This is a genomic window from Cobetia sp. MM1IDA2H-1 (assembly GCF_002916775.2).
GTDB classification, from domain to species: Bacteria; Pseudomonadota; Gammaproteobacteria; order Pseudomonadales; family Halomonadaceae; genus Cobetia; species Cobetia marina.
Window position 1 is genome coordinate 3,027,820 of sequence record NZ_CM133225.1, and the last position, 24,200, is coordinate 3,052,019.

General features: G+C 62.0%; 19 protein-coding genes and 2 tRNA genes. 9 read left to right on the forward strand and 12 right to left on the reverse strand.

From position 1 onward, the window contains the following. Window positions 1–136: 136 nt before the first annotated feature. Both BOH68_RS12875 and BOH68_RS12880 read left to right on the forward strand, forming a co-directional pair. Entirely contained in the window at window positions 137–1,222 is a 1,086-nt protein-coding gene (locus tag BOH68_RS12875; RefSeq protein ID WP_258038220.1) for an AAA family ATPase, read from the forward strand. Beyond that, a complete protein-coding gene (locus tag BOH68_RS12880; RefSeq protein ID WP_077374904.1) occupies window positions 1,219–2,967 on the forward strand; it encodes a cobaltochelatase CobT-related protein in 1,749 nt (582 codons plus the stop codon). Before BOH68_RS12875 ends, BOH68_RS12880 begins: the two co-directional genes overlap by 4 nt. Before the next feature lie 16 nt (window positions 2,968–2,983). Here the strand turns inward: BOH68_RS12880 and BOH68_RS12885 are convergent, their stop codons facing one another. The 4 genes from BOH68_RS12885 to xsc form a co-directional block, all read right to left on the reverse strand. Further along, window positions 2,984–3,829, reverse strand: a complete 846-nt coding sequence (locus tag BOH68_RS12885; RefSeq protein WP_139345448.1) for a hypothetical protein — start codon at window positions 3,827–3,829, stop codon at window positions 2,984–2,986. 17 nt (window positions 3,830–3,846) lie between these two features. Continuing rightward, entirely contained in the window at window positions 3,847–4,779 is a 933-nt protein-coding gene (locus BOH68_RS12890) for a 5'-nucleotidase (RefSeq protein WP_077374907.1), read from the reverse strand. A 146-nt stretch (window positions 4,780–4,925) separates the two neighbouring features. Beyond that, window positions 4,926–5,945, reverse strand: coding sequence for a phosphate acetyltransferase (pta, locus tag BOH68_RS12895; protein WP_077374911.1), 1,020 nt, complete (start codon window positions 5,943–5,945; stop codon window positions 4,926–4,928). Between the two features lie 153 nt (window positions 5,946–6,098). Beyond that, window positions 6,099–7,919 (reverse strand): sulfoacetaldehyde acetyltransferase, encoded by a 1,821-nt coding sequence (gene xsc / locus BOH68_RS12900; protein WP_233593319.1) that lies wholly within the window; start codon window positions 7,917–7,919, stop codon window positions 6,099–6,101. A 253-nt stretch (window positions 7,920–8,172) separates the two neighbouring features. On the opposite strand from xsc, the gene BOH68_RS12905 reads away from it, so the two are divergent. Both BOH68_RS12905 and BOH68_RS12910 read left to right on the forward strand, forming a co-directional pair. Then, the gene (locus BOH68_RS12905) at window positions 8,173–9,024 is read left to right on the forward strand and encodes an IclR family transcriptional regulator (protein WP_077374914.1); all 852 of its coding nucleotides are present in this window, start codon (window positions 8,173–8,175) and stop codon (window positions 9,022–9,024) included. Window positions 9,025–9,176: 152 nt separating this feature from the next. Then, a complete protein-coding gene (locus BOH68_RS12910; protein ID WP_077374917.1) occupies window positions 9,177–10,061 on the forward strand; it encodes a DMT family transporter in 885 nt (294 codons plus the stop codon). Between the two features lie 119 nt (window positions 10,062–10,180). Here the strand turns inward: BOH68_RS12910 and BOH68_RS12915 are convergent, their stop codons facing one another. From BOH68_RS12915 to BOH68_RS12935, 5 genes are all read right to left on the reverse strand, one after another. Continuing rightward, window positions 10,181–12,070 carry a dihydroxyacetone kinase subunit DhaK gene (locus BOH68_RS12915; RefSeq protein ID WP_077374920.1) on the reverse strand — a complete coding sequence of 630 codons (1,890 nt, stop codon included), beginning with the start codon at window positions 12,068–12,070 and terminating at the stop codon, window positions 10,181–10,183. Between the two features lie 253 nt (window positions 12,071–12,323). After that, the gene (locus tag BOH68_RS12920; protein ID WP_077374923.1) at window positions 12,324–13,511 is read right to left on the reverse strand and encodes a diguanylate cyclase domain-containing protein; all 1,188 of its coding nucleotides are present in this window, start codon (window positions 13,509–13,511) and stop codon (window positions 12,324–12,326) included. Between the two features lie 260 nt (window positions 13,512–13,771). Further along, the gene (locus BOH68_RS12925; protein WP_077374926.1) at window positions 13,772–14,476 is read right to left on the reverse strand and encodes a glutathione S-transferase; all 705 of its coding nucleotides are present in this window, start codon (window positions 14,474–14,476) and stop codon (window positions 13,772–13,774) included. A gap of 85 nt (window positions 14,477–14,561) precedes the next feature. Then, window positions 14,562–14,849 carry an HlyU family transcriptional regulator gene (locus tag BOH68_RS12930; protein ID WP_307722815.1) on the reverse strand — a complete coding sequence of 96 codons (288 nt, stop codon included), beginning with the start codon at window positions 14,847–14,849 and terminating at the stop codon, window positions 14,562–14,564. Window positions 14,850–15,191: 342 nt separating this feature from the next. Next, complete coding sequence (locus tag BOH68_RS12935) at window positions 15,192–16,454, reverse strand: argininosuccinate synthase (protein WP_255303132.1); 1,263 nt, start codon at window positions 16,452–16,454, stop codon at window positions 15,192–15,194. A gap of 302 nt (window positions 16,455–16,756) precedes the next feature. Between BOH68_RS12935 and rnt the strand changes: the two genes are divergently transcribed. Further along, window positions 16,757–17,452: a ribonuclease T gene (gene rnt, locus BOH68_RS12940; protein ID WP_077375652.1), complete on the forward strand. Its 696-nt coding sequence runs from the start codon at window positions 16,757–16,759 to the stop codon at window positions 17,450–17,452. A 142-nt stretch (window positions 17,453–17,594) separates the two neighbouring features. On the opposite strand, the gene grxD is transcribed toward rnt, so the two are convergent. After that, the gene (gene grxD, locus BOH68_RS12945) at window positions 17,595–17,927 is read right to left on the reverse strand and encodes a Grx4 family monothiol glutaredoxin (protein ID WP_077374932.1); all 333 of its coding nucleotides are present in this window, start codon (window positions 17,925–17,927) and stop codon (window positions 17,595–17,597) included. A gap of 350 nt (window positions 17,928–18,277) precedes the next feature. Between grxD and argF the strand changes: the two genes are divergently transcribed. Together argF and BOH68_RS12955 are read left to right on the forward strand one after the other, a co-directional pair. Then, window positions 18,278–19,195: an ornithine carbamoyltransferase gene (gene argF, locus BOH68_RS12950; RefSeq protein WP_077374935.1), complete on the forward strand. Its 918-nt coding sequence runs from the start codon at window positions 18,278–18,280 to the stop codon at window positions 19,193–19,195. A 149-nt stretch (window positions 19,196–19,344) separates the two neighbouring features. Next, window positions 19,345–20,424 carry an ABC transporter ATP-binding protein gene (locus tag BOH68_RS12955; RefSeq protein ID WP_219815783.1) on the forward strand — a complete coding sequence of 360 codons (1,080 nt, stop codon included), beginning with the start codon at window positions 19,345–19,347 and terminating at the stop codon, window positions 20,422–20,424. A 170-nt stretch (window positions 20,425–20,594) separates the two neighbouring features. On the opposite strand, the gene BOH68_RS12960 is transcribed toward BOH68_RS12955, so the two are convergent. Both BOH68_RS12960 and BOH68_RS12965 read right to left on the reverse strand, forming a co-directional pair. After that, window positions 20,595–20,670: transfer RNA gene (locus BOH68_RS12960), tRNA-Ala, on the reverse strand. A gap of 73 nt (window positions 20,671–20,743) precedes the next feature. Then, window positions 20,744–20,819, reverse strand: a tRNA-Ala gene (locus BOH68_RS12965). A gap of 221 nt (window positions 20,820–21,040) precedes the next feature. Here BOH68_RS12965 and uvrY point away from each other — a divergent pair. Both uvrY and uvrC read left to right on the forward strand, forming a co-directional pair. After that, complete coding sequence (gene uvrY / locus BOH68_RS12970) at window positions 21,041–21,706, forward strand: UvrY/SirA/GacA family response regulator transcription factor (RefSeq protein WP_077374938.1); 666 nt, start codon at window positions 21,041–21,043, stop codon at window positions 21,704–21,706. A 427-nt stretch (window positions 21,707–22,133) separates the two neighbouring features. Then, window positions 22,134–24,086 carry an excinuclease ABC subunit UvrC gene (gene uvrC, locus BOH68_RS12975; RefSeq protein WP_077374942.1) on the forward strand — a complete coding sequence of 651 codons (1,953 nt, stop codon included), beginning with the start codon at window positions 22,134–22,136 and terminating at the stop codon, window positions 24,084–24,086. Window positions 24,087–24,200 lie beyond the last annotated feature (114 nt).

A 24,200-nucleotide genomic window follows, 5' to 3' on the forward strand; every position in this document is an offset into this window, starting at 1 on the left:
CATTATTTTTAGAAACAAAGCTATATTCAAGCCATTGCCGCTGCCCGGTTTCCTGCGTCTCCGCGACAGGTCTGCCGACCTCCCCGATACAGGTCTGCCTGGCAGCCACCGACAAGAATGACGAGGGAGACACCCCGTGAGCGACGCCACCACGATGCATCATGCCAGCGCCGACCCGCGCAATGACCAGGCCAATGCCGAGCAGCCACGGCCCGCCGGTCAGTTGCAGCCCACTGAGCTGCGCGGCGTGCGCGAGCTGTTCGGCATCGACAGTGATCTCAAGGTGCCGGTCTTTCTGGAGCGCGACGCCCACGTTCCGGAAATCGATACGGCTTATCGCTTCAATCCCGATGTCACCCTCGCCATCCTCGCCGGCTTCACCAACAACCGTCGCGTGATGGTTCAGGGCCTGCATGGCACCGGCAAATCGACCCATATCGAGCAGATCGCCGCGCGCCTCAACTGGCCGTGCCTGCGCGTCAATCTCGATGGCCATGTCAGCCGGCTGGATCTGGTCGGCAAGGATGCCATCGTGATTCGCGACGGCGTGCAGGTCACCGAATTCCAGGAGGGCATCGTGCCCTGGTCACTGACCCGCCCCATCGCACTGATCTTCGATGAGTACGATGCCGGCCGCCCGGACGTGATGTTCGTCATCCAGCGCATTCTGGAGCGCGACGGCCACTTCACGCTGCTGGACCAGAACCGCGTGATTCGCCCGCACCCGCAGTTCCGGCTGTTCGCCACCGCCAATACCGTGGGGCTGGGCAATCAGGATGGGCTCTATCACGGCACCCAGCTGCTCAACCATGCGCAGATCGACCGCTGGAACATCGTCGCCAAGCTGGATTACCTGCCGCGTGATGAGGAAGTGAAGATCGTGCTGGCCCGCGTGCCCGCCAAGGACAACGAGCTTGGCCAGGCGCTGATTCGCGCGATGGTCGCGGTGGCGGACCTCACCCGCAAGGGCTTCGCCAATGGCGATCTGTCGAGCCTGATGTCGCCGCGTACCGTGATCACCTGGGCGGAGAACTGCGAGATCTTCCGCAATCCGGCGCTGGCCTTCCGCCTCTCCTACCTCAACAAGTGCGATGAGCATGAGCGCCCGCTGGTCGCCGAGTTCTATCAGCGCTGCTTCGCCAGGGAGCTTGAGGAATCCGCGGCGCTGATGGAGAGCGATCTGATGAATGAACAGGACAGCGACAAGGGAGCCCGGGCATGAGTGCGGCCCAGCAGGTACGCCGCCGTCAGCAGTATCTCGAGGAGCTTGCGGCGGCGAGTCTCGGGGCACTCAGCGGCCAGGCCGGCTGGGCCTATCGAGGGCGGCGCCTGAGTCGGCATGCTCAGGCGTTGCCATTGCGCACGCCGCATCTGCGCCTTGAGGAAGATGACTGCACGCTCGACAACTATCGCGCGGTCAGCGATGCCATCGCGCTGCGCCTGCTCCACACCGACGAGGCGCTGCATCTGGCGGCGCGTCCGGCGTTGCCGGAAACCCGCCTGATCTATGACCTGCTGGAGCAGCTGCGCGTCGAGGCGCTGGTCGATCCTGACATGCCCGGCGTGAAGGAGAATCTGGCGCGGCGCTTCACCGACTGGTGCCTGGCCTTCTATCACGCGGGCCTGACCGAGACGAGCAGCGGCATCCTGATCTACAGCGTCATCCAGTCGTGCTGGTCGCGCCTGATGGCCCGCGCGGTGATCCACGAGACGGAGGATTACATCGAGACGACGCGCGCCTCCTTCTATCAGGCGCTGGGCGCTGACATGGCGGGACTGAGACGCACGCGTTTCGATCAGGCGGCCTATCAGCAGCATGCGCTGAACATCAGCCTGTGGCTGGAGCAGGAACTGGCCGAATCGCTGGAGGAGCAGGACGGCGAAGAAGATGACGACTCGGATGCCAGACAACGCTTCGCGCTGTTTCTGGAAAACGAGGATGAGGAAGCGAGTCTGCTCGAGGAGCAGGCGGCATCGCCGCTGCCGAGTCATCGGCGTGGCGCGCCGGAGGAATTGCTGCCCTATCAGGTGTTCACCACGGCCTATGACCGCGAGCTGGAACCGGCCAGGCGCATGCGCGCCGCGCTGCTCGATGAGTATCGTCAGGCGCTGGATACGCGTCTGGCGGAGCAGAAGATCAACGTGCGGCGCCTGGCACGTCAGCTGGCGCGCCATTTCAGCTCGCCACAGCGTGAGGGGTGGCACTTCGGTGAGGAGGAAGGAATCATCGATGGGCGGCGGCTGAGTCAGGTGATTTCCTCGCCGGCCGAACGGCGGGTCTTCCAGCGCGAGCGCTGGGTGCCCGAAGCCAGTGCTCAGGTCAGTTTCCTGATCGACTGCTCCGGCTCGATGAAGGTGCATGGTGAGGCGGTGGCGATGCTGATCGAGATACTCACCCGCGCGCTGGACATGGCCGGTGTGCCCACCGAGGTGCTCGGCTTTACCACTGGCGCCTGGAATGGTGGCCGCGCCCTGAAGGACTGGCGACGCGCCGGCAAGCCCGCGCGTCCGGGCCGCCTGAATGAAGTGCAGTATCTGATCTTCAAGCCCGCCTCACTGGCGTGGCGACGTGCGCGCCGCCACTTCGGCGCCCTGCTCAAGGCCGATCTCTATCGCGAAGGTGTGGATGGTGAAGCCGTACAATGGGCCTGCTCACGTCTCGCGGACAACGCCCCTGCCGACGAAGGCGCGCGCCGTCTGCTGGTCGTCATCTCCGATGGCAGCCCCTGTGACAGCGCCACCAACATGGCCAATGACGAACACTACCTCGACAGCCACCTCAAGCATGTCGTCGCGCAACAGACCCGCTCCGGCCGCCAGGCCATCCTCGGCCTCGGCGTCGGGCTGGACCTCAGCGCCTACTACCCCAACCAGCTGATCATCGATCTTGAACGTACCCTCGACAACGCCCTCGCCGATGAAATTGTTCATCACATGGCGCTGGCGTGTCGGCATCAGGGGATGTGAAATCTATAGAAAAACCTTAACTAAGTGTAAACCTAAAGCCTGTTTCCTTGATCACATATACCGGAGAAAAATCAGCTTCACACTCCAATACACCTATTGTTATCGAACTCAAATGTTTAGCAGAATCACAAGCTGATACCAACTGATCTATATTATTTTTGATGTTCAAAAAACCTACACCCAACCTATTAACTAAAACATCTCTCGTAATTGAGGCCTTAATGGACACACCATTGGTTGTGACACCCATACCTGGAGACAAATATGTGGTTCCATCATCAACAACCACTGTAGAATTCATGTTTTTAGATCTAAGAGTTTTGTAGCTTTCTTGAGTCAATGGCTTATCTTGACCACATATTTTAAACTCAGTCAACCTGTCCGGCCAGTTGTCATGAATGACTTGTATTAGATCTACATCACACCATGAAGCATGGTCATAAATCCCCAACACTAACGCATCTTGATCAGAGAAAAATATAAAAGCTAGCTTACCTGTTCTTTTTACAAAGCCATCACGCTCCATCTTACTTCCCAAATGAAAATGATGTATTCCCCAATGCGAGAGCATATCGTCATCATAAGACAGAACCTTAATCAATCGACTTCGAAAACGTCTTAAATCTTCACCTTCAGCTATACACCTCAGCAGCTCAGTGTATACCATCTGGAACCCTGAATCACATACGAATCCTTTTGCCTCTTTAACAACTCTAGGCTTAACATCAATCATTCTATTCTGTAGCCTAAAGTATTCGTATATTGGATCTTCAAAATTCTCATTTCGAGGCCCAAACACATCATCAAGCTTATTAACACATAGCTTTTGATAATCTGAAATTACTTCATTAAAAACTTCCATGACTGTCCACCTCTAAATCAGGCATCATCTTTATTGGCGACCCCAAAAGGAACATGTACGGATGGAAGCACTGAAGCCGAAGGCTCCAAGTGATTCAACTGATCATCAAAAAAGATATGCGGCTTGAGTATATTTAGCACTTTATGTTTTTCCACCCCACCCATAAAGAAAGCTTCATTTACTAATATCCCCCACTCCCTCATAGTGTTTATTACTCGCTTATGAGATGGAGCATTTCTAGCTGTAACGATCGAGACTTTTAGAACCGGAGTATACGTAGGATCACTCTCCAACTTATCAAGCTCTAACTTCTGAATAATTGATATACGTTGCAGAAAATCCTTTAATGGCCCGGCATTGTGGGCAATATTCACTTTCTTTGATTCATGATCATGAAACTCTTCTATGGAGCCATGCTTATAAACTTCTTCAGCTTCATCATCCGCCAATATTCCATCGAAATCGAATGCTATCCTCAACTCTTTATCAAAAATATCGTCTTTAATATCACCTTCTAGAATTTTACCAGCTGGATAACCTGCTAACACTGCCTGCTTAACATCTTGCTCATTGGCTGACAAGAAGAGCTCAATATCGAAAGCAGGTATATACTTATAAGGTGATTTCCCTTGTAGGAATGCAGCTCTAGTTATTCCCAACCCATGATATCCTATAGAATTCAAGACTCTCAAACCAGTATCTGGATCATTACGGGAAAGCAGTATAACCTCAACCAAAGGATCTGAGGGTCTAAGCTCATTTAACTTAAGCAAACGACGTACAAATGGGAAAGCAACACCAGGGAGCAATGTTTTATCTTGGTTATCTCTTTGGTACTCGCGGTATTCTTGCTCACCTTTTTCTCTAAATATCTCATCTGCCTCTTGCAAATTGAACAAGGCACTAGAAGATAGTCCTACCACCAATCTTTTCTCTAATTCATATGGCATAAACACCTCGAAATATCATCTCAAACGACTAATCCATTTACTCTATAATCATAAGCCAAAACTAAACTAAAAAACAAAATAAAGGCAGGCTTTCGCCTGCCTGACCTGCTGTATATGGCTTCTTAATAAAGAACAGAGAGTAAGATTCAGTCTTGCGGGGTACGCTGCTGCGCCTGAACAACAGTGACCGCAATGACATTGAGGATGTCGGCGGTGGAGCAGCCGCGCGAGAGGTCGTTGGCGGGTTTGGCGAGGCCCTGGAGCAGCGGGCCGATGGCTTCGGCGCCGCCGATGCGTTCGGCGAGCTTGTAGCCGATATTGCCGGCTTCCAGATTGGGGAACACCAGCACATTGGAGGTGCCTTTGACGCGCGAAGTGGGCAGCTTGCGCTCGGCGATTTCCGCCACGATGGCGGCGTCGAGCTGCACGTCTTCATCGATGGCGATCTCCGGGCGTTGCGCCCGCACGCGATGCGCGGCCTGCACTACCTTGTCCACCGAGGCGTGATGCGCGCTGCCATTGGTGGAGAACGACAGCATCGCCACCCGTGGGTCTTCCCCGAGCAGGGCCTGGGCGCTGTCGGCGGCGGCCAGCGCGATCTGCGAAAGCTCTTCCGCGTCGGGGTCGATCACCAGCCCGCAGTCCGAGAAGATCATCCCGCCCTTCAGGTTGTGGAACGGCTTGCACAGCATCATCAGAAAGAAGCTGGAGACCAGCTTGCTGCCCGGCGCCAGCCCCAGCAATTGAATGGCGCTGCGCACCACATCGGCGGTGGTATTCACCGCCCCCGCCACCGAGCCATCCGCCAGCCCTTCGCGCACCAGCATGTTGGCGAACGTCAGCGGATCGCGAATCTTCTCGGCGGCCTGCTCCGCCGTCATGCCCTTGGCCGCGCGATGCGCGTGCAGCGCCTCGGCAAGCCTGGCGGTGTGCTCGGAGATGGCGGGGTCGATCAGCTCACAGCTTCCCAGCGAGCCATCCTCGAGCCCGGCTTCTCTGGCAGTGGCGGCGATGACGGTCGGGTCGCCCACCAGTATCACCTGCGCCAGGCCCTGCTCCGCCGCGCTCACCGCCGCCTGCACCACCCGCATGTCCTGCCCTTCGCAGAGCACGATACGGCGCGGGTCAGCCTTGGCCCGCGCCAGAATGTTATTGAGTGCCTTCATGTCTGTCTCCTCGCTGCCCCTGCAGGCAGCCGACACATCCAAAAAGCCCCGGACATCAGAAATGGCCGGGGCAAGGGAGAGGTTCCGTCTAGCTTGCGTGTTGCGCCATGTTCGCTTGCGCGCCTGTCCACTCAGGCGCGCAAGGGCCGGGCGTTACACGTAATCCTGATACTTCTCGAGCAGACGCACCGGCTTCTTGAGGGCGTCGCGGCGGAACGGGTCGCCCAGTTCGCGGGTACACATCACCTCGATGACGCAGGTCTTGCCTTCGTTCATCTGCATGTCGATGGCCTTCTTGAGCGCCGGGCCCACGTCTTCGAGACGGTCGACGGTGATGCCTTCGGCCCCCATGGAGCGTGCGATCTCGGCGAAGCTCTGATTGTCCAGCTCACCGGCGACGAAGCGACGGTTGTAGAACTCGACCTGGTTCTTCTTCTCGGCGCCCCACTGACGGTTGTGGAAGACGACGGCGGTGACCGGAATGTCGTGACGCACGGCGGTCATGATTTCCATCAGGCTCATGCCCCAGGCGCCGTCACCGGCGTAGGCGATGGCCGGACGTTCCGGCGCGGCGGTCTTGGCACCCATGATGGTCGGCAGAGCGTAGCCGCAGTTGCCGAAGCTCATCGGGGCGAAGAAGCTGCGCGGCTTGTCGAAGCGCAGGTAGCTGTGGGCCACGGAATTGATGTTGCCGATGTCGGTGGAGACCATGACATCTTCCGGCATCGCCTTTTCCAGCTCGCGCAGGACCTGACGCGGGTGCAGGTATTCGCCGCCGGAGAACGGCTTCTCGTCCTTGGCCTCGTCGATGGCGTCGAGGCTGAAGGCGTCCTTCTCGTGGGTCCACTCGTCAAGCTCGGCTTCCCAGGCGGCCTTCTCTTCGCGGATGGTGCTGAGGCGCGAATCCTTGGTGGCATCGCATTCGAGATTGCGACCGGACAGGCGCTCGGTCAGGGCGATGGCCGCTTCACGCGCGTCACCGCAGATGCCGACGGAGATCTTCTTCACCAGGCCCAGCATCTTGTGGTCGGCGTCGATCTGGATGATCTTCGCGTCCTTCGGCCAGTAGTCCATGCCATGCTGCGGCAGGGTACCGAACGGCCCGAGACGCGTGCCCAGCGCGATGACGACATCGGCCTGGGAGATCAGCTTCATGCCCGCCTTGGAGCCCTGATAGCCGAGCGGACCACACCACAGCGGGTGGCTGGCCGGGAAGGAATCGTTGTGCTGGTAGCTGTTGACCACCGGCGCGCCGAGACGCTCTGCCAGTGCCTTGCACTCCTCGACGCCATCCGCCATCACCACACCGCCACCGGAGACGATGACCGGGAACCTGGCGCTGGCCAGCAGCTCGGCTGCCTCATCCAGACTCTTGCTGCCACCCGGGCCACGGTCCACGCGTGCCGGCTTGGGAATCTCGCACTCGATCTCGCCGTAGAAGTAGTCACGCGGAATGTTGAGCTGGGTCGGGCCCATCTCGGACATGGCGCGGTCGAAGCAGCGACCGGTGTATTCCGCCATGCGCGACGGGTGGGTGACGTGGCCCTGGTACTTGGTGAATTCCTGGAACATCGGCAGCTGCTTGCATTCCTGGAAGCCGCCCAGGCCGATGCCGGTGGTGCCGGCTTCCGGGGTGACGATGACTACCGGGCTGTGCGCCCAGTAAGCGGCCGCGATGCCGGTGACGCAGTTGGAGATGCCCGGGCCGTTCTGGCCGATGACCATGCCATGACGACCGGAGACACGCGCATAGCCGTCGGCCATGTGAGCGGCGCCCTGCTCATGCACCACCGGGATCAGACGGATGCCGGCCGGCGCGAAGATGTCCATCGCATCCATGAAGGCGGAACCCATGATGCCGAACATGTCGGTGACGCCATTGGCGACCATGGTTTCCACGAAAGCCTCGGAGGGCGTCATCTTCTGCTTGCCCTGCACGACCTTGCGGTTGTCTGCGCTGTCTTGAGTGCTCATGGCGTCTCCAACTATCAATTTTATGTTTATTGGTACATTTAGTTCCGATTAACGAAACATGTGACCAAAATTAGCCCTCACCATGGCGCTCGTCAAGCTAGATTTCATAAAACGATAGAAAACGTGTCTTTTTTAGAAACTTCTTCCGTCCTATGGAGTACTGTTAAAGTAGGCACAGCAACGCAAGGCACTGACGGGCCGAGCGTTTCGGCGCCACACTGCCCAGCGCACGGATTGAAGGAGGGAACAGCCCATGAACAGTGCCACCCAGCCCCAGGCAAGCCTGCCGCGTGCCAGCAAGGACGCTGACAAGGACACCGGCAAGGAAGGCAGCAAGATAGAAGGCGATACGCCCGCCCAGCGTCTGCTGGCGCTGCTGGAAGTGATCGCCGCCAAGGATCAGTTCTTCACGCTGCAGGGACTGGTGGAAGAGACCGGCCTGCCCAAGCCGACGCTGCATCGCATGCTTCAGCAGCTGGAAGGCAGCGGCATGCTGCAGCGCGAGGCGGACAACCGCCATTACAGCAAGGGCAGCCGGCTGCGCCGTCTGGCGGAAAATCTGCTGCTCAACGATACCGTGCAGGGCGCGCGCCACGGCGTGCTCAGCCGGCTGATGGAAGAGGTGGGGGAAAGCTGCAACATCACCGCGCTGTCGGGCAGCGAGGTGCTGTATCTGGATCGCGTCGAGACCCAGGCGCCGCTGCGCTTCTATCTGCATCCCGGTTCACGGGTGCCGGTGCATTGCTCTGCCAGCGGCAAGCTGTTTCTGGCCCAGATGCCGCCCGCCCAGCGCCGCCGCCTGCTCAAGGGCACACCGCTGAACGCGATGACACGCAATACCCTGACCGACATCGACTCCGTCGAGGCCGAGATCGAGCAGGTCCGCCGGCAAGGCTATGCACTGGATGATGAGGAATTCCTGCCCGGGCTGGTGTGCATCGCGGTGCTGGCGCCCAATCCCGATGGGCCCTCCAACATCGGCGTGGCGATCCAGGCGCCGGTGATGCGTCAGTCGCGCGAGGACATGCTCAAGCATCTGCCGGCACTGGAACGCGCCGCCCGGGACATCGCCGCCATCCAGCGTGGGGCGATTCCGTCCTCCTGAGGCCAGCGGGCTGGGCTTGGGCTGATGCTGGCTGGGGCTAGGCTGAAGCTGGGCAGAAGCTGGACAGCGACAGATACAAGGTCGTGCTTCCCGTGATGCGCGTGAGGGGCTAGCCTAGCGGACTGCCTTCCACACGCCACGTCGAGAACACCATGTCCGCCAGCGATGCCTTGCGTCTTGTCCTGCTGTCCACCCTGTGGGGCATGTCTTTCATCTTCATGCGCGTGGCCGCGCCGGAATTCGGCCCGACCACATTGATTCTGCTGCGCATGGGCATCGGCGCGCTGGTGCTGGCCCCGCTGCTGCTGGGCGCGGGCCGCCTGAAGATGCTGTGGGAACACAAGGGCTCGCTTGCGGTGCTGGGCCTGACCAGTCAGGCACTGCCCTTCTGCCTGCTGGCGCTGGCCACCACCCAGCTGGAGGCCGGCTTTACCTCGCTGATCAACGCCACCACGCCACTGTTCACCGCGCTGCTGGGCATGGCGCTGTTCGCCACGCCGATCCAGAAGCAACAGTATCTGGGACTGGCCGTGGCCTTCAGCGGGGTCTATGTGCTGTCGAGTGACCGCCTCGATTTCCAGCTCGGCGGCGATGGCTGGTTCATCCTCGCCGCCCTGGGGGCGACCTTCTGCTACGGCTTCGCCTCCAATTTCTCGCGCCAGCGTCTGAGTCACCTGCCCTCACCGGTGCTGGCCGCGGGCAGCTCGCTGATGTCGTCCCTGCTGTTGCTGATCCCGGGCCTGTGGATGTGGCCGCAGGCCAGCGTCAGCCCGGAGGCCTGGGGCAGCGCCATCGCGCTGGCGGTACTCAGCACCAGCCTCGCCTTCCTGATCTTCTTCCGCCTGCTGGCCAGCGCCGGCGCCACCGCGACCACTTCCGTCACCTTTCTGGTGCCGGTCAGCGCCTTGCTGTGGGGCAACATGTTGCTCGATGAAGTGATCGATGCGCGCATCCTCACCGGCATGGGCATCACCCTGCTGGGCACCGCCATCGCCACGCGTCTGATTCGCCTGCCGACTCGCCAGAACGTCGTCTGACGGCTTCCGCGCAATGCCAGAAGGCCCGCCCCTGAACGTGAGGTTCATGGGCGGGCCTTTTGGTTTTAGTGCTTTGTGGATCTGGGGAGCTCAGACGCGGGTCATTCGGGTCAATCGAATCAGCCCGCCGCTTCCTCGGCGGCGTCCGCCAGCGCTTCAAAGACACGCGCCACGGCTTCCGCGCCCGGGTCGTTGTGGCCGACCAGATGGGAGGAAGGCACGTAAGCGGAGCGTCCGGCGCGTGCCTTGGTCATCTCGGCGGTGGCATCCGCTCCCTGGCGGGCGGCGCGTGCCATCGCGGCCCAGTCGATGCGCTCGCTCTGCATCGACGCCTGCTGCTCACCCTGCACCGACGCCTGCAGTGCGTCCAACGCCGGCAACAGCGCATCCAGCAGGCTGCGGTCCCCGCGCACGGCGCCGCCGTAATGCTGCATCCGCCCCACGCCGTGATCGAGCGCCTCATGCCAGCGCTGCCCCAGCGAGGCAGGTGCACGGGCGTCTGCCTCGCTGGCTTGCGTCTTCCACCGCGTCGCCGCCGCGGTGAACAGGGTCGAGAGCAGCACGCCACTGGAACCGCCCATGCCGTAGGCCAGCTGCTTGCCGATGGAGGTCATCAGCTCGCCACTGTCACCACAGGCCAGCTCACAGTCCTCCAGCGCTTCCAACACGGCACGGGCACCGCCGGCAAAGGTGGTGCCGGTATCCCCGTCCCCGCTGATGGCATCGAGACGATCGAGATCCACCTCACTGGCCAGCAGGACTTCCAGCACAGCACGCAGCCGCTGCTCGACCTGAGGGTCGCCCGGCAGCGCTACCCTCGCCCGGCCTTCCCGGGCAGCACGCGCCTGGCAATCGGCCTTGGCTCGGGCGCGCTCGGCAAGCGTGGAGGCGTCTTGAACAGCGCGCCCCCCCTCCAGACGAGGCGTGAAATGCGCCAGCGGCACCACCCGCTGAACACCGGGCCAGGCACGCGGCGCACAGCGGGCATCCAGTGCCTCTTCCAGCAAGCCGTCCAGTGGCAACAGCGTCAGCGAGAAGCCGTGCATGTCCAGTGAGGTCATCAGCGGCTGGGGTCCCACCACGGCGTGAATGCCCAGCGCCTTGAGCGACGGATGCGCCAGCGCCTCGTCGAGCAGGACCGCGCGCTCCAATGCCGAGCAGCCACCCAGATCATTGATCATCAGCAGATGGCCGGTGGCGGGCAGGTCACCCCCGGCCTCCTTGCGCGAGTGCCCCTGTATCAGCGCCGCCACTACCTGATCCATCAGGGCATGCACGTCGCAATCTCCGGCGCGGCTGCCGAACTCCAGCGTGGTGGCGCCCGGCTCGCCATGAATGCCGAGCCCCAGCTCCGGCGCGCGTGGCTCACGCGGCTTGCCGGGATGACGCCCGACATCGAGCGCCATGCCCAGGGTCGAGCAGCTGTCCGCCACCCGGCGCGCCACGGCGGTGACCTCCTCGAGATCCGCGCCGCCTGCCGCCAGTGCCCCGGCGATCTTGTGGACCAGCAAGGTGCCAGCCAGCCCGCGCGGCTGTGGGTTGTCAGGCAGCGCCACATCATCGGCAACGATGACCATCTCGACCTTGAGTCCTTCCTGACGTGCCCGTTCGGCCGCCAGACCGAAATTGAGGCGGTCTCCGGTGTAGTTCTTGACGATCAACAGGGCCCCCGCGTCACCGGTCACCTCTCTGAGCGCCGCGAGCACCGCCTCCACCGTCGGCGAGGCGAACAGCTCACCACATACCGCCGCGGTGAGCATGCCGGCCCCGACGAAGCCGGCATGCGCGGGCTCATGCCCGGAACCGCCGCCGGAAATCAGCGCGACCTGATCGCGCTGCCAGTCATCGCGCACCACCAGGCGCATGCCGCTGTCCGGCGCGGACAGACGCAGGCCGCTGCCATCGGGGTGCTGCAACTGGGCACTGCCGGAAAGCGCCGCGCCGATGATATCGCCCGACTGATGGAAGAACTGATTGACGCACTGTCGGCCTGTCTCGTTGTGACTCATCCTTCACTCCTTGAGGACCCTCGCCCTGCTGGTGACATGACGCCTGTCATCTCTCTGCCAGTGTCAGTCAACCATTGCCCATGCGGGATTGCCATCCGACATGACGATCAGTCCCGAGGCAGACAGAGACGACAGGGCGATACCGAGCTGACAGAAGCTCCGAGCTGATAGAAGCTCCGAGATGACAGAAGTTCTGAGAGGCAGTGATAGCACAAGCACATGGCAATGCGGCGTCAGCCTGCCATCCGCGCTGTCACTCGTCGATGACCGGGCGGGGGGCGGGGTCACGCGCAGGCGTGAGGGGGGTGGCGCTGTCTGCGCGTGTCGCGGCGGAGGCCTGGGCCAGAGTGTCCAGCGGCGAGGCGACGGGGATCTCGGGAGGCAGCTGCGGGGAGGTGCCGGCGGCGTGACGCGCTCTGGAGGGAGAGTCCTGCAAAGCGCTGACGCGGGGCGCCTCGCCATGCCGCAAGGGGGCATGCAGATGGTAGCCGTGCTTGCCGCTGCGCTTGACGCGATACATCGCCTGATCGGCATATTCCAGTGCGGTCGCGAAGTTGCCGTTGGCGTCTCGGCCGAAGCAGACCCCGATGCTCAGGCCGATGCTGGCCTGTCCCGTGCTGATCTCGAGGGGCTGGCCGAAGCGTGCCAGCCAGCGCCGCACGATCATCTCGATACGCGCCGGTGTCATGCGCGGCAGCTGGAACAGGAACTCATCCCCACCGAAGCGCGCGGCCAGGTGGTGATGGACGCCCAGATGATGCAGCTCTTCATTGAGACCGTGGGCGAGCAATACCAGCACTTCATCGCCAGCACGATGTCCCAGCGCATCATTGACCTGCTTGAAGCCATCCACGTCGATGAACAGCAGCGCACTGTCGTCCGCCAGCTGGCGCTTGAACCAGCCATTGATGGCCTGGCGATTGGAAAGCCCCGTCAGTGCATCGGTGCTGGCCAGGGCATTGAGGCGAGTCTCGTAATCCTTCTCGTGGCTGATGTCGGTATGGGTGCCCAGCAGCCGCAGCGCCTTGCCATTCGCGTCACGTTCGACGACTCGCCCCCTGTCCGCGACCCAGGTGATGCTGCCGTCTCGGGCCAGCATGCGATGCACCACCTGATAGACTTCGGTGCGCCCGGCGAGATGGTCCTCGAGATTGGCGAGCACCTCGTCGCGGTCTTCCGGGTGGAGGTGATCTCGCCAGACATCGAAGTGAGCGTTCAACTCGCCGGGCTGATAACCCAGCATGCGCCCCCAGCGATAGTTGAAGATGGTGAGCTTGCCGGTGGGAACTTCCAGCTGCCAGAGACGCAGGCCCGTGCCGTCGAGGGTCGACGACAACTTCTCCTCCAGACTCGCGACACGGCGCTCCAGACGTGCCTTGTCGCGCTCCATCTGCTGGATCGTGGCCTCAAGCGACTGCTCACGTAGACTCTTGCGTGTCATTCCCTCGTCCCCGGTTGACTCCCTGTCCCGCTACCCGTCACCCACCCGGATAGCCTCGCGGGGGAATCACATTCCCTATCCCCCGCGTGATGGCCCAGGCGACATCCCGATGTCGCACCACCTCGGCCTTTGCTGCCTGCATGCCGGTCTGCATGCCCTGTTCACACGCCCGGTCCACACGCCCTGTTCACATGCCCTGTTCACATGCCCTGTCTGCGCAGGGGGTGCAGGGGCGACGTGTCGCTCCGGTCGCTCGGGGATCAGAGGGCCAGTTCGCCACCCTTGTCCACGGCGCGCTGGAAGGCGGCGCGCGCCCGGATGCGCGCCAGCCAGTCCTGGATGTTCGGATGATTCTTGAGCCCCTGACGCGTATCGAGCGCCTGGATCGGGAAGCTCATCTGGATATCGGCACCGGTCAGGGCGTCACCGGCAAGCCAGGGGCGACGTTCGAGGCAGGTATCCATGTAGGTGAGGTGCGCCTTGATTTCCGGGCTGATGAACTTGTCATTGACTCCCTTGGCCAGCAGGCGGGCGATCGGACGGATCAACCACGGCACCGGTGGCTTGTCGAGACGCGAGAACACCAGCCTGAGCATCAGCGGCAACATGGCGGAGCCTTCGGCGAAGTGCAGCCAGAAACGGTAATCGCGCTCGGCCTGAGTCCCGGGGGCTGGCCTGAGGTGGGCACTCTCCCCACTGCCCTGCGAGCCATAGACATCGATGAGGTATTCGATGATGGCACCGGACTCCGCGACCACGACAGGCGCTCCCGTGTCACCGGACAGCGTGGTGTCGGTGATCACCGGCGCCTTGCCCAGCGGGTGGATGTCCTTGAGTGCCCGGGGCGCACGCATGCTCCCGGCGTCACGGGCATGGATTTCCAGGCGGTATTCCAGATTCAGCTCTTCCAACAGCCACAGAATGCGCTGCGAGCGTGAGTTTTCCAGATGGTGCACCGTGATCATGTCGTCTCCCTGAATCGTGCTTCCTGAACGCAGGCTTCGATGCCGAGTTCGACGAGGATACCCGCTGGGTACCCATCACGTCGGCTCAGCGTTCGAAGATCGTGTCGCCCAGATCATCGATGGTGCGTTTCGCCTTGAGCACGGTCAGCTCCACGGCGCCGTCTTCTCCCGGCACGGTGTCGGAGCGCTCGAAGCGATGCTCCAGCGTCTCGCCCCCTTCCAGTGGCTTGCGAATCACGCCGGAGACCCGGTACTGCCCTTCGTGCTTCTGTGGCATGGCGACGATGAGGTAACCATTGTATTCGACGGCCTCCGGTTCCTTGACCGGCGCAGGCTCGCCTGCGGAAAACAGTTTCTTGAGCATTCCCAGCATGTTGAAGGATCCTTCGGTGGCCGGCCTCTAGTGTCACCGGCATTCACCTGGAAAAAGTGAAAGAAATGAGAGTTTATGATGAGACCCTCAGCATGCCACGCCCCCGTGCCGGGGGAAATGCGACCTTCCCACCAGACACTAAGCCGCATGTCATCCGGGGCACGCGTACGGGCGTCGCGCTGGCCGCTTGCATGGCGCGGCTTGCATGGCACAGATGGCAGAACGCCGGCCCCGTCAGCAGTCCGGGGACTGCCACCAGGGCCGGCGTCTTGATGACCCGACAGACATCGTCATCAGGTCAGATGGGCAGGCGATCTCTCAGCATGCGCATCCGGTAATGCCTTACTCGATGCCACGTCCCTTGCTGGCCGCGATACGCAGGCGCAGGGAGTTCAGCTTGATGAAGCCGGCAGCGTCCTTCTGGTCGTAGGCGCCTGCATCGTCCTCGAAGGTCGCGATGGAGGCGTCGAACAGTGAATCCTCGGACTGACGACCCACGACGATGACGTTGCCCTTGTAGAGCTTGAGACGCACGACGCCGTTGACGACCTTCTGGGACTCATCGATGGCCGCCTGCAGCATGCGACGCTCCGGGCTCCACCAGTAGCCGTTGTACACCAGCTCAGCGTACTTGGGCATCATCTCGTCCTTCAGGTGAGCCGCTTCGCGGTCCAGGGTGATGGATTCGATGGCACGGTGAGCACGCATCATGATGGTGCCGCCCGGTGTTTCGTAGCAGCCACGGGACTTCATGCCGACATAACGGTTCTCGACGATGTCGAGACGGCCGATGCCGTTGGCGCCGCCGACCTTGTTCAGGTACTCGAGCACTTCGTGAGCGGCCATTTCCTTGCCATCGATGGCAGTGATGTCGCCCTTGGTGTAGGTCAGGTCGATGTAGGTCGCCTCGTTCGGCGCCTGCTCCGGGCTGACGCTCCAGCGCCACATCTCTTCTTCGCACTCGGTCCACGGGTCTTCCAGCACGCCACCTTCATAGGAGATGTGCAGAAGGTTCGCGTCCATGGAGTACGGAGACTTCTTCTTGTTCTTGGCGTAGTCGACTTCGATACCGTGCTGCTCGCAGTATTCCATCAACTTCTCGCGGGAGTTCAGGTCCCACTCACGCCACGGCGCGATGACCTGGATGCCCGGCTTCAGCGCGTAGGCGCCCAGCTCGAAACGCACCTGGTCGTTGCCCTTGCCGGTCGCACCGTGGGAGATGGCGTCAGCGCCGGTCTCGTTGGCGATCTCGACCAGGCGACGCGCGATCAGCGGACGTGCGATGGAGGTGCCCAGCAGGTACTCGCCTTCGTAGATGGCGTTGGCACGGAACATCGGGAAGACGTAATCGCGGACGAAGGTCTCGCGCAGATCCTCGATGTAGATCTCCTTCACGCCGAGGGCTTCCGCCTTGGCACGCGCCGGCTCGACTTCCTCGCCCTGACCGAGGTCAGCGGTGAAGGTCACGACTTCACAGTTGTAGGTTTCCTGCAGCCACTTGACGATGACTGAAGTGTCCAGGCCGCCGGAGTAGGCGAGAACGACCTTTTGCACGTCGGACATGCTTGACTCCTGAGTTGATGCTTGTAGTTCCCGCGATGCCACCGCCCGAGGACGGGGACGCAGGTGGGGATGGATCGTACGGTCGCGAGGAAGGCCTGCCCAGCAGGTGGCCGCCCGTTGCCACTCGAATCACGATGTGGGGCCGATTATAGCGAGGCTGGCACCTCACCGATACTGCTGACAGGCGCTGTCATGGGCAGAACGGGACCTGGCGTCCCCCTGCCGGGGCCGCCCTGACGCCTGCGCCGCGACGTGTCCGTATCGCCCTGCTACAATTGCTCTCCTTGAGCGCCGGCGAGACGCACGGCGCAGCACGAGACGCAATGACGGGATTGGAGATCTTGATGACCCAGGCGAGCGAGCGCACGCTGATGGCACAACGCTTCCGTGGCTTCCTGCCAGTGGTGGTGGACCTCGAGACAGGTGGATTCAATGCCGCCGGAGATGCACTGCTCGAGATCGCTGCCGTCACGCTGACCATGGATGACGACGGCAACATGGTGCCGGATGCCACCTACGCCTTTCACGTGGCGCCCTTTGAAGGGGCCAATATCGAGCAGTCGGCACTGGACTTCACCGGGATCGATCTGGACAACCCGGTACGCAAGCAGGTGGCCGTGGCCGAGAATCAGGCACTGGGCGAAATCTTCAGCCCGATACGCAAGGCCATCAAGGCACACGGCTGCACACGTGCGGTGCTGGTCGGTCACAACGCGGCCTTCGATCAGGGCTTCCTGAACGCGGCGGTGGAGCGTTGCGGTATCAAGCGCAATCCGTTCCACCCGTTCTCGTGCTTCGATACCGCCTCGCTTGCAGGTCTGGTCTACGGCCAGACGGTACTGGCCCGCGCCTGCCGCGCCGCCGGCATCGAGTTCGACAACGCCTCCGCCCACTCGGCGCGCTATGACACCGAGCGCACCGCGGAGCTGTTCTGCGCGATGGTCAATCGCTTCAAGGATCTGGGCGGCTGGGATCTGGCGATGAAGGAACAGGGCATGAACGACGAGGTGCCCGCCTCGCTCGAGACGCCTGCCACCTGACAGCCAGGGGCTTGCCCGGCCCGGCCGCGCAAGACACTCCTGTGAAATCGCCACACGAAAACGCCCCCGCAGCCTGGCTGCGGGGGCGTTTTGTCTGACAGGCTCCGCTCAGATCAGAACATGTCTGACCCGGGGAGACCGATCACTCGGCAGCCGCTTCCTGAGCGGCCTGCTTGATCATCGGCTCCAGCTCGCCGTTCTGGTACATCTCGACCACGATGTCGCAGCCGCCGACCAGCTCGCCGTTGATCCACAGCTGCGGGAAGGTCGGCCAGTTGGCGTACTTCGGCAGCTCCGCACGGATGTCCGGGTTGTCCAGGATGTTGACGAAGGCGAAACGCTCGCCGCACGCCATCACGGCCTGGACGGTCTGGGCGGAGAAACCGCACTGCGGCAGCTGCGGCGTGCCCTTCATGTACAGCAGGATGGGGTTCTCGCCAATCTGCTTCTCGATCGATTCGATGGTGGTGCTCATGTGCAATCCTCGGACGGTGGGCGCAAGGCCCGTGAGTGTCATTCCCTCATTCTACTGAGGGTGAGCCACGAATTCAGCCCCCGATATTGCCCCAGGGCGAGATTGGTGTCTGCAGGGCAGGCCGGCGATGTCGCTGTCGGCAGGCTGACCGGCGCACGCGCGGGGCGAGGCAAGGGCTCTCGATGCCTCGCGAGACGCCTCGGCGTTGCGCCCGCCCGCTCAGCTGGCTAGGATGGCTCTTTTGACAGGCAGCGCCAATCGGGCGCCGTGATCGTCGGCGACTTCCTTCCCTCCGACGCATGGCGCCCTTTTCGATGGTGCTGCCCGAGACCCTGACAGGAGCCCGCTCGATGGCCACCCGGCACTTTCTGACTCTGCTTGACCTTTCTCCGGAAGAACTCGATTACCTGATTCAGCGCGCCATCACCATCAAGGATGGCTTGAAGAAGGAAGGTCCGGTCTACACGCCGTTCGCCAACCGTACCCTGGCGATGATCTTCGAGAAGTCCTCCACGCGCACCCGTGTGTCCTTCGAGACGGCGATGGCCCAGTTCGGCGGCCATGCCCTGTTCCTGTCGCCGCGCGATACCCAGCTGGGCCGTGGCGAGCCGATCGGTGACACCGCGCGCGTGCTCTCCGAGATGGTGGATGGCGTGATGATCCGCACCTTCGCGCACTCCGATATCGAAGCCTTCGCCGATGCCTCCAGCGTGCCGGTCATCAATGCACTCACCGATGACTACCATCCGTGCCAGCTGCTGGCTGACGTGATGACCTGGACCGAGTGCCGTGGCTCCGTGAAGGGCAAGACAGCGGTCTGGATCGGCGATGGCAACAACATGTGCCATTCCTGGATCAATGCCGCACGCCAGTTCGACTTCATCCTGCGCATCTGCTGCCCGGAAGGCTACGAGCCGGACAGCGAGATCGTCGCGGCAGCCGGTCAGCGCGTCAGCATCCACCGCGACCCGCAGGAAGCCGTCCAGGGCGCGGATCTGGTGACCACCGATGTCTGGGCCTCCATGGGCCAGGAAGAGGAGCAGCTCAAGCGCGAAGCCGACTTCGCCGGCTACCAGGTCGATGAAGCCATGCTCGACAAGGCCGCCGATGACGTCATCTTCCTGCACTGCCTGCCGGCACACCGCGGCGAAGAGATCAGCATGGGACTGCTGGATGACCCGCGCGCCGTCGTCTGGCAGGAAGCCGGCAACCGTCTGCACGCCCAGAAGGCATTGCTCGAATTCCTGATGCTGGGTCGTCAGGACTGAATCAGCCCTGCCTGTCGCCGCCTGCATCCATGCCGGCGGCGACATCGTATGCACAGACAGGCGGGCGCGTGAGCTCAGCGCCCGCCCCTGATGCCCTCGCCGGCTGTTCCACTCGCTGCCCTTCTCGTTTTCTGGACCGACCCGCCATCATGCAACCGCTCCTGCAGATTGATTCTCTGGAATGTCGCTACGACACCACCGTGGTGACCCGTGACATCAATTTCTCTCTCAACAAGGGGGATATCGCCTGCCTGCTCGGCCCGTCCGGCTGTGGCAAGACGACCCTGCTGCGCGCGATCGCCGGCTTTGAACCGGTGGCGGTCGGCGAGATTCGCCTCGAAGGAGAAGTGCTCTCCAGCGCCACCCAGCTGACGGCGCCGGAAGAGCGGCACGTCGGCATGGTCTTTCAGGATTACGCCCTGTTTCCGCACCTGAGCGTGGCGGACAACGTGGCGTTCGGCGTACGCCGCATGCCGAAGGCCGAGCGCAATGCCAAGGTGGCGGAACTGCTGACGCTGGTCGGTCTGGGGCATCTGGGCGAGCGTTTTCCGCATGAACTCTCGGGCGGACAGCAGCAGCGCGTGGCCCTGGCACGCGCGCTGGCGCCGGAGCCACGCATCCTGCTGCTCGACGAGCCGTTCTCGAATCTGGACGTGGAGCTGCGCCGCCAGCTGAGCCAGGAGGTGCGCCGGATTCTCAAGCACCTCGGCATCAGCGCGGTACTGGTCACCCATGATCAGAATGAAGCCTTCGCGATGGCGGACCAGATCGGCGTCATCCATGCCGGGCATTTGCAGCAATGGGATACGCCGTTCAATCTGTATCACGAGCCGGCCACGCGCTTCGTCGCCAACTTCATCGGTCAGGGCTACTTCATCCCCGGCACGCTGGCGGACAACGAAAGCGTCTCCACCGAACTCGGGGTGATCCGCGGCAACCGTGCCTATCCGTATGAAGCCGGGACACCGGTGGACGTGCTGCTGCGTCCGGATGATCTGGTACTGGCTGAAGGAGAGGCGGAAACCAGTGATCTCAAGGCGCGCGTGCTCAGCGCGACCTTCGCCGGTACCAGCACCCTGTATCGCCTGGCCTTGCCGTCAGGTCGTGAGGTCGAGGCGGCCTTCAACAGCCACCATGACTATCACCCCGGGGAAGACGTCAGTCTGCGCATTCAGGCCGATCACCTGATCCTGTTCGAACGACTGGAAGACAGCGACGCGGGAATGTGAATGCTTGACCGCCATTCGCCGTGGCACTGACACGGCGAATGGCTCGGGCGAGCGCTGCTGATGCCTGCGTTACCGCAGGCGGCCGACGGCGGGGATGGCCCTGTGAAGGGCAAGAGGCAATGAACCAAAAAAAGCGGCCACCCCGAAGGATGGCCGCTTTTTCAATATTCTGGTGGAGCCTAGCGGGATCGAACCGCTGACCTCAACACTGCCAGTGTTGCGCTCTCCCAGCTGAGCTAAGGCCCCACTGCGCGCTCAAGTCGCGCGCCATACTTCGCAGAGTTGACCCTGCATGCCGGTATGCTGGCATCTCGTGACATGGTGGAGCCTAGCGGGATCGAACCGCTGACCTCAACACTGCCAGTGTTGCGCTCTCCCAGCTGAGCTAAGGCCCCGTGCTCACGATGCAGCGAATAGTACAGACCACATGACAAGCCGTCAACCCCTTATTTTTGCAGCGATTTCCCGCGTTCACCGTCACGAAGCACGCTGATGAAGGGTGGTCATCTTGCATGCGACGCACGGGATGACAGTGGCATCGACAAGCCCATGGCCAATGGGTACATTGAAAGCCATACTAACTAACACGCCTGATGACATCTTTACTGGAGCCGCCTTGATCAAGGTTCTTGTCGCTGATGACCACCACCTGGTGCGTACCAGCATCGTCCGTACCATTGAGCTAGAGGATGGGCTCAAGGTGATTGCAGAAGCCTCGGATGGCGAAACCGCGATCAAACTCTGCCGTGAGCACAGTCCGGATATCGTGCTGATGGACATTCGCATGCCCGGCGTCGATGGACTTGAAGCCACGCGCAAGATCGTTCGCAGCCTGCCGGAAGTTCGCGTGATCGTCCTGACCGCCTATCTCGAGGAATCCTTCGCCAAACGCCTGCTGGAAGCAGGGGCCTTCGGTTTCATCTCCAAGGGCACGCCCTTCGATGAAATGATTCGCGCCATTCGCCGAGTCGCCGGTGGCGAACGCTACCTGACCCCGGAGATCGCGCAACGCCTGGTGTTCTCGGGCATGGACACCGGATGCAGCAATCCCTTCGAGCAACTCTCGACCCGCGAGATGCAGGTGGCGCTGATGATCGTCAACTGTCATCGCGTCAACGAGATCTCCGACCGCCTTCACCTGAGCCCCAAGACCGTCAATACCTATCGCTATCGCATCTTCGAGAAGCTGGGCGTGACCAGTGACGTCGAGATGACGCATCTGGCCATGCGCCATCAATTGCTCGACGACTATGCTCTCGAGGCTCGGCCGCTGTCGGATTGAGCCACGCAGGCGACAGCGAAGTGATTCGCTGACGGGAAAGCCCACGGCCCGATGACACCATCCCCCAGGGGAGGCATCGTCGGGCCGTGGGCTTTTTTCCGATCGTCTTGCTGGCCTTTCCTTCTCTCCACAGGTATCTCCCACAGGTATCTCCCACGGGTATCTCTCCACTGGCATCTCTCCACGGGCATCGCTCGCCTGGCATCTCTCGATGGGCATGGCGGCGCCCGACATCGCCGGGCATCCCACCCCGTCGCGTCTCCTGCCCCCTTGCTGCGCGGGACACCCGCCCCAATCTGATCTGTTTGCCTGCCGATGCGCATTGCCCCTGAAGACAGCCACGGCACCTGAAGATGGACATGCAGCTCCCTTGATCGGGCCTTCGGCTTGTTTGATAGACTGGCGACATCTCCGAACGAGGAACCCCATGGCCAAGCAGCATCCCGATTCCACGCCACCGGAATCCGCCAACGAGTCCAACGCGAACCGCGAGCGCAGTGACGCCGCTCGGGTGTCCAGTCGTCTGATCACCAGCGATGCCTCCGCCCCGGCGGCCGAGGCGAATGATTTCGATCCGCGCCACTTCCTCAAGCATGTCAGTGATGCGCCCGGCATCTATCGCATGCTGGATACCGCCGGCGAGGTGCTCTATGTCGGCAAGGCAAAGCGCTTGAAGGCACGCCTCTCCAGCTATTTCCGCAATACCGGCCTGAATGCCAAGACCCAGGCACTGGTCGGGCGCATCGCGGATGTCCAGGTCACCATCACCCGCAGCGAAACGGAAGCGCTGCTGCTTGAGCAGACCCTGATCAAGGAGCTGCGCCCGCCGTACAACATCCTGCTGCGCGACGACAAGTCCTACCCTTACGTCTTCATCAGTCAGCATCACGACTATCCGGCGCTGGAGTTCAAGCGCGTGCGCCACAAGCGCAACGATGGCCGGTATTTCGGCCCCTATCCCAGCAGCGTGGCAGTGCGGGAATCGCTGACGTTGATGCAGAAGATCTTCCGGCTGCGCAATTGCGAGGATTCGGTATTCGCGCATCGTGAGCGTCCGTGCCTGCAATATCAGATCAACCGCTGCACTGCGCCGTGCGTCGATTACATCAGCAAGCAGGATTATCGTCGCGACATGGAACACGCGGTGATGTGCCTGAACGGCCAGAGCGATCAGGTCACCGATGAGCTGAGTCGGGCGATGGAAGATGCGGCCATGCGCCTGGAATTCGAGGAGGCGGCACGCCTGCGCGATCAGGTCGCCCAGCTGCGTCGGATGCAGGAGAAGCAATATGTCGATACCGGCACCGGCAATGCCGACATTCTGGCACTCGCCGAGCGCCCGGGTGGACTGTGCATCAGCGTACTGTCAGTCCGCCAGGGGCGCATGCTCGGAGCGCGTCATTTCTCGCCGGGCAACGGACTGGACCTCACCAGCAGCGAGCTGTTGACCGGCTTCGTCAGTCAGTACTACCTGGGCCAGGATCGCGAGATGCCCGATGAAGTGCTCACCTCACTGGCACTCGAGGATGCGCCGCTGGTGGAAGGTGCACTGAGCGAGAAAGCCGGTCGCCGCGTTCGCGTGGCGCACCAGGTACGCGGCCATCGCGCCCAGTGGCTCACGCTGGCACAGACCAACGCCGAGCAGTATCTGGCCACTCAGCTGGCCAGCCGCCAGCAGCTCTCCAATCGCTTTCTGTCATTGCGCGATGCTCTGGGACTCGCGGAAGTGCCCAAGCGCCTGGAATGCTTCGACATCTCCCACAGCCACGGCGAGGCGACCGTGGCAAGCTGCGTGGTGTTCGATCACGAGGGCCCCATCAAGTCGGATTATCGACGCTTCAACATCGAGGGAGTGACGGCCGGTGATGACTACGCCGCCATGCAGCAGGCGCTGACGCGACGTTTCAAGCGTCTGCAGGAGGGAGAAGGCAAGCGCCCTGACATCCTGCTGGTCGATGGCGGCAAGGGTCAGCTCAACATGGCGCGTGAGGTCTTCGTGTCACTCGGCGTGACCGACATCATCCTGCTCGGGGTCGCCAAGGGCACCACGCGCAAGGCCGGCCTGGAGACGCTGTTCATCGAGACGGTGCATGACACCCTGGATCTCGACAGCCATTCACCGGCGCTGCACTTGATCCAGCATATCCGTGATGAATCGCACCGCTTCGCGATTGCCGGCCACCGCGCCAAGCGTGACAAGGCGCGCCGCACCTCGAGCCTCGAGGGCATCGCGGGGGTCGGGCCCAAGCGCCGCCGGGAACTGCTCAAGTTCTTCGGGGGACTCCAGGGGGTCAAGCAGGCCTCCAAGCCGGAACTGGCGCGGGTGCCCGGCATCAGCGAATCCCTTGCCGAGGTGATCCATCAGGCACTGCACGGCTGACCGATCATGCAGCAGGGGATACATCGACACCCCACGCCGACCTCTGTCACCCTCAGCCTGCCGCACAGGCAGGGGTAACGGAAGTCGGCTTGAATATCCTGCGGTTTGGCATGG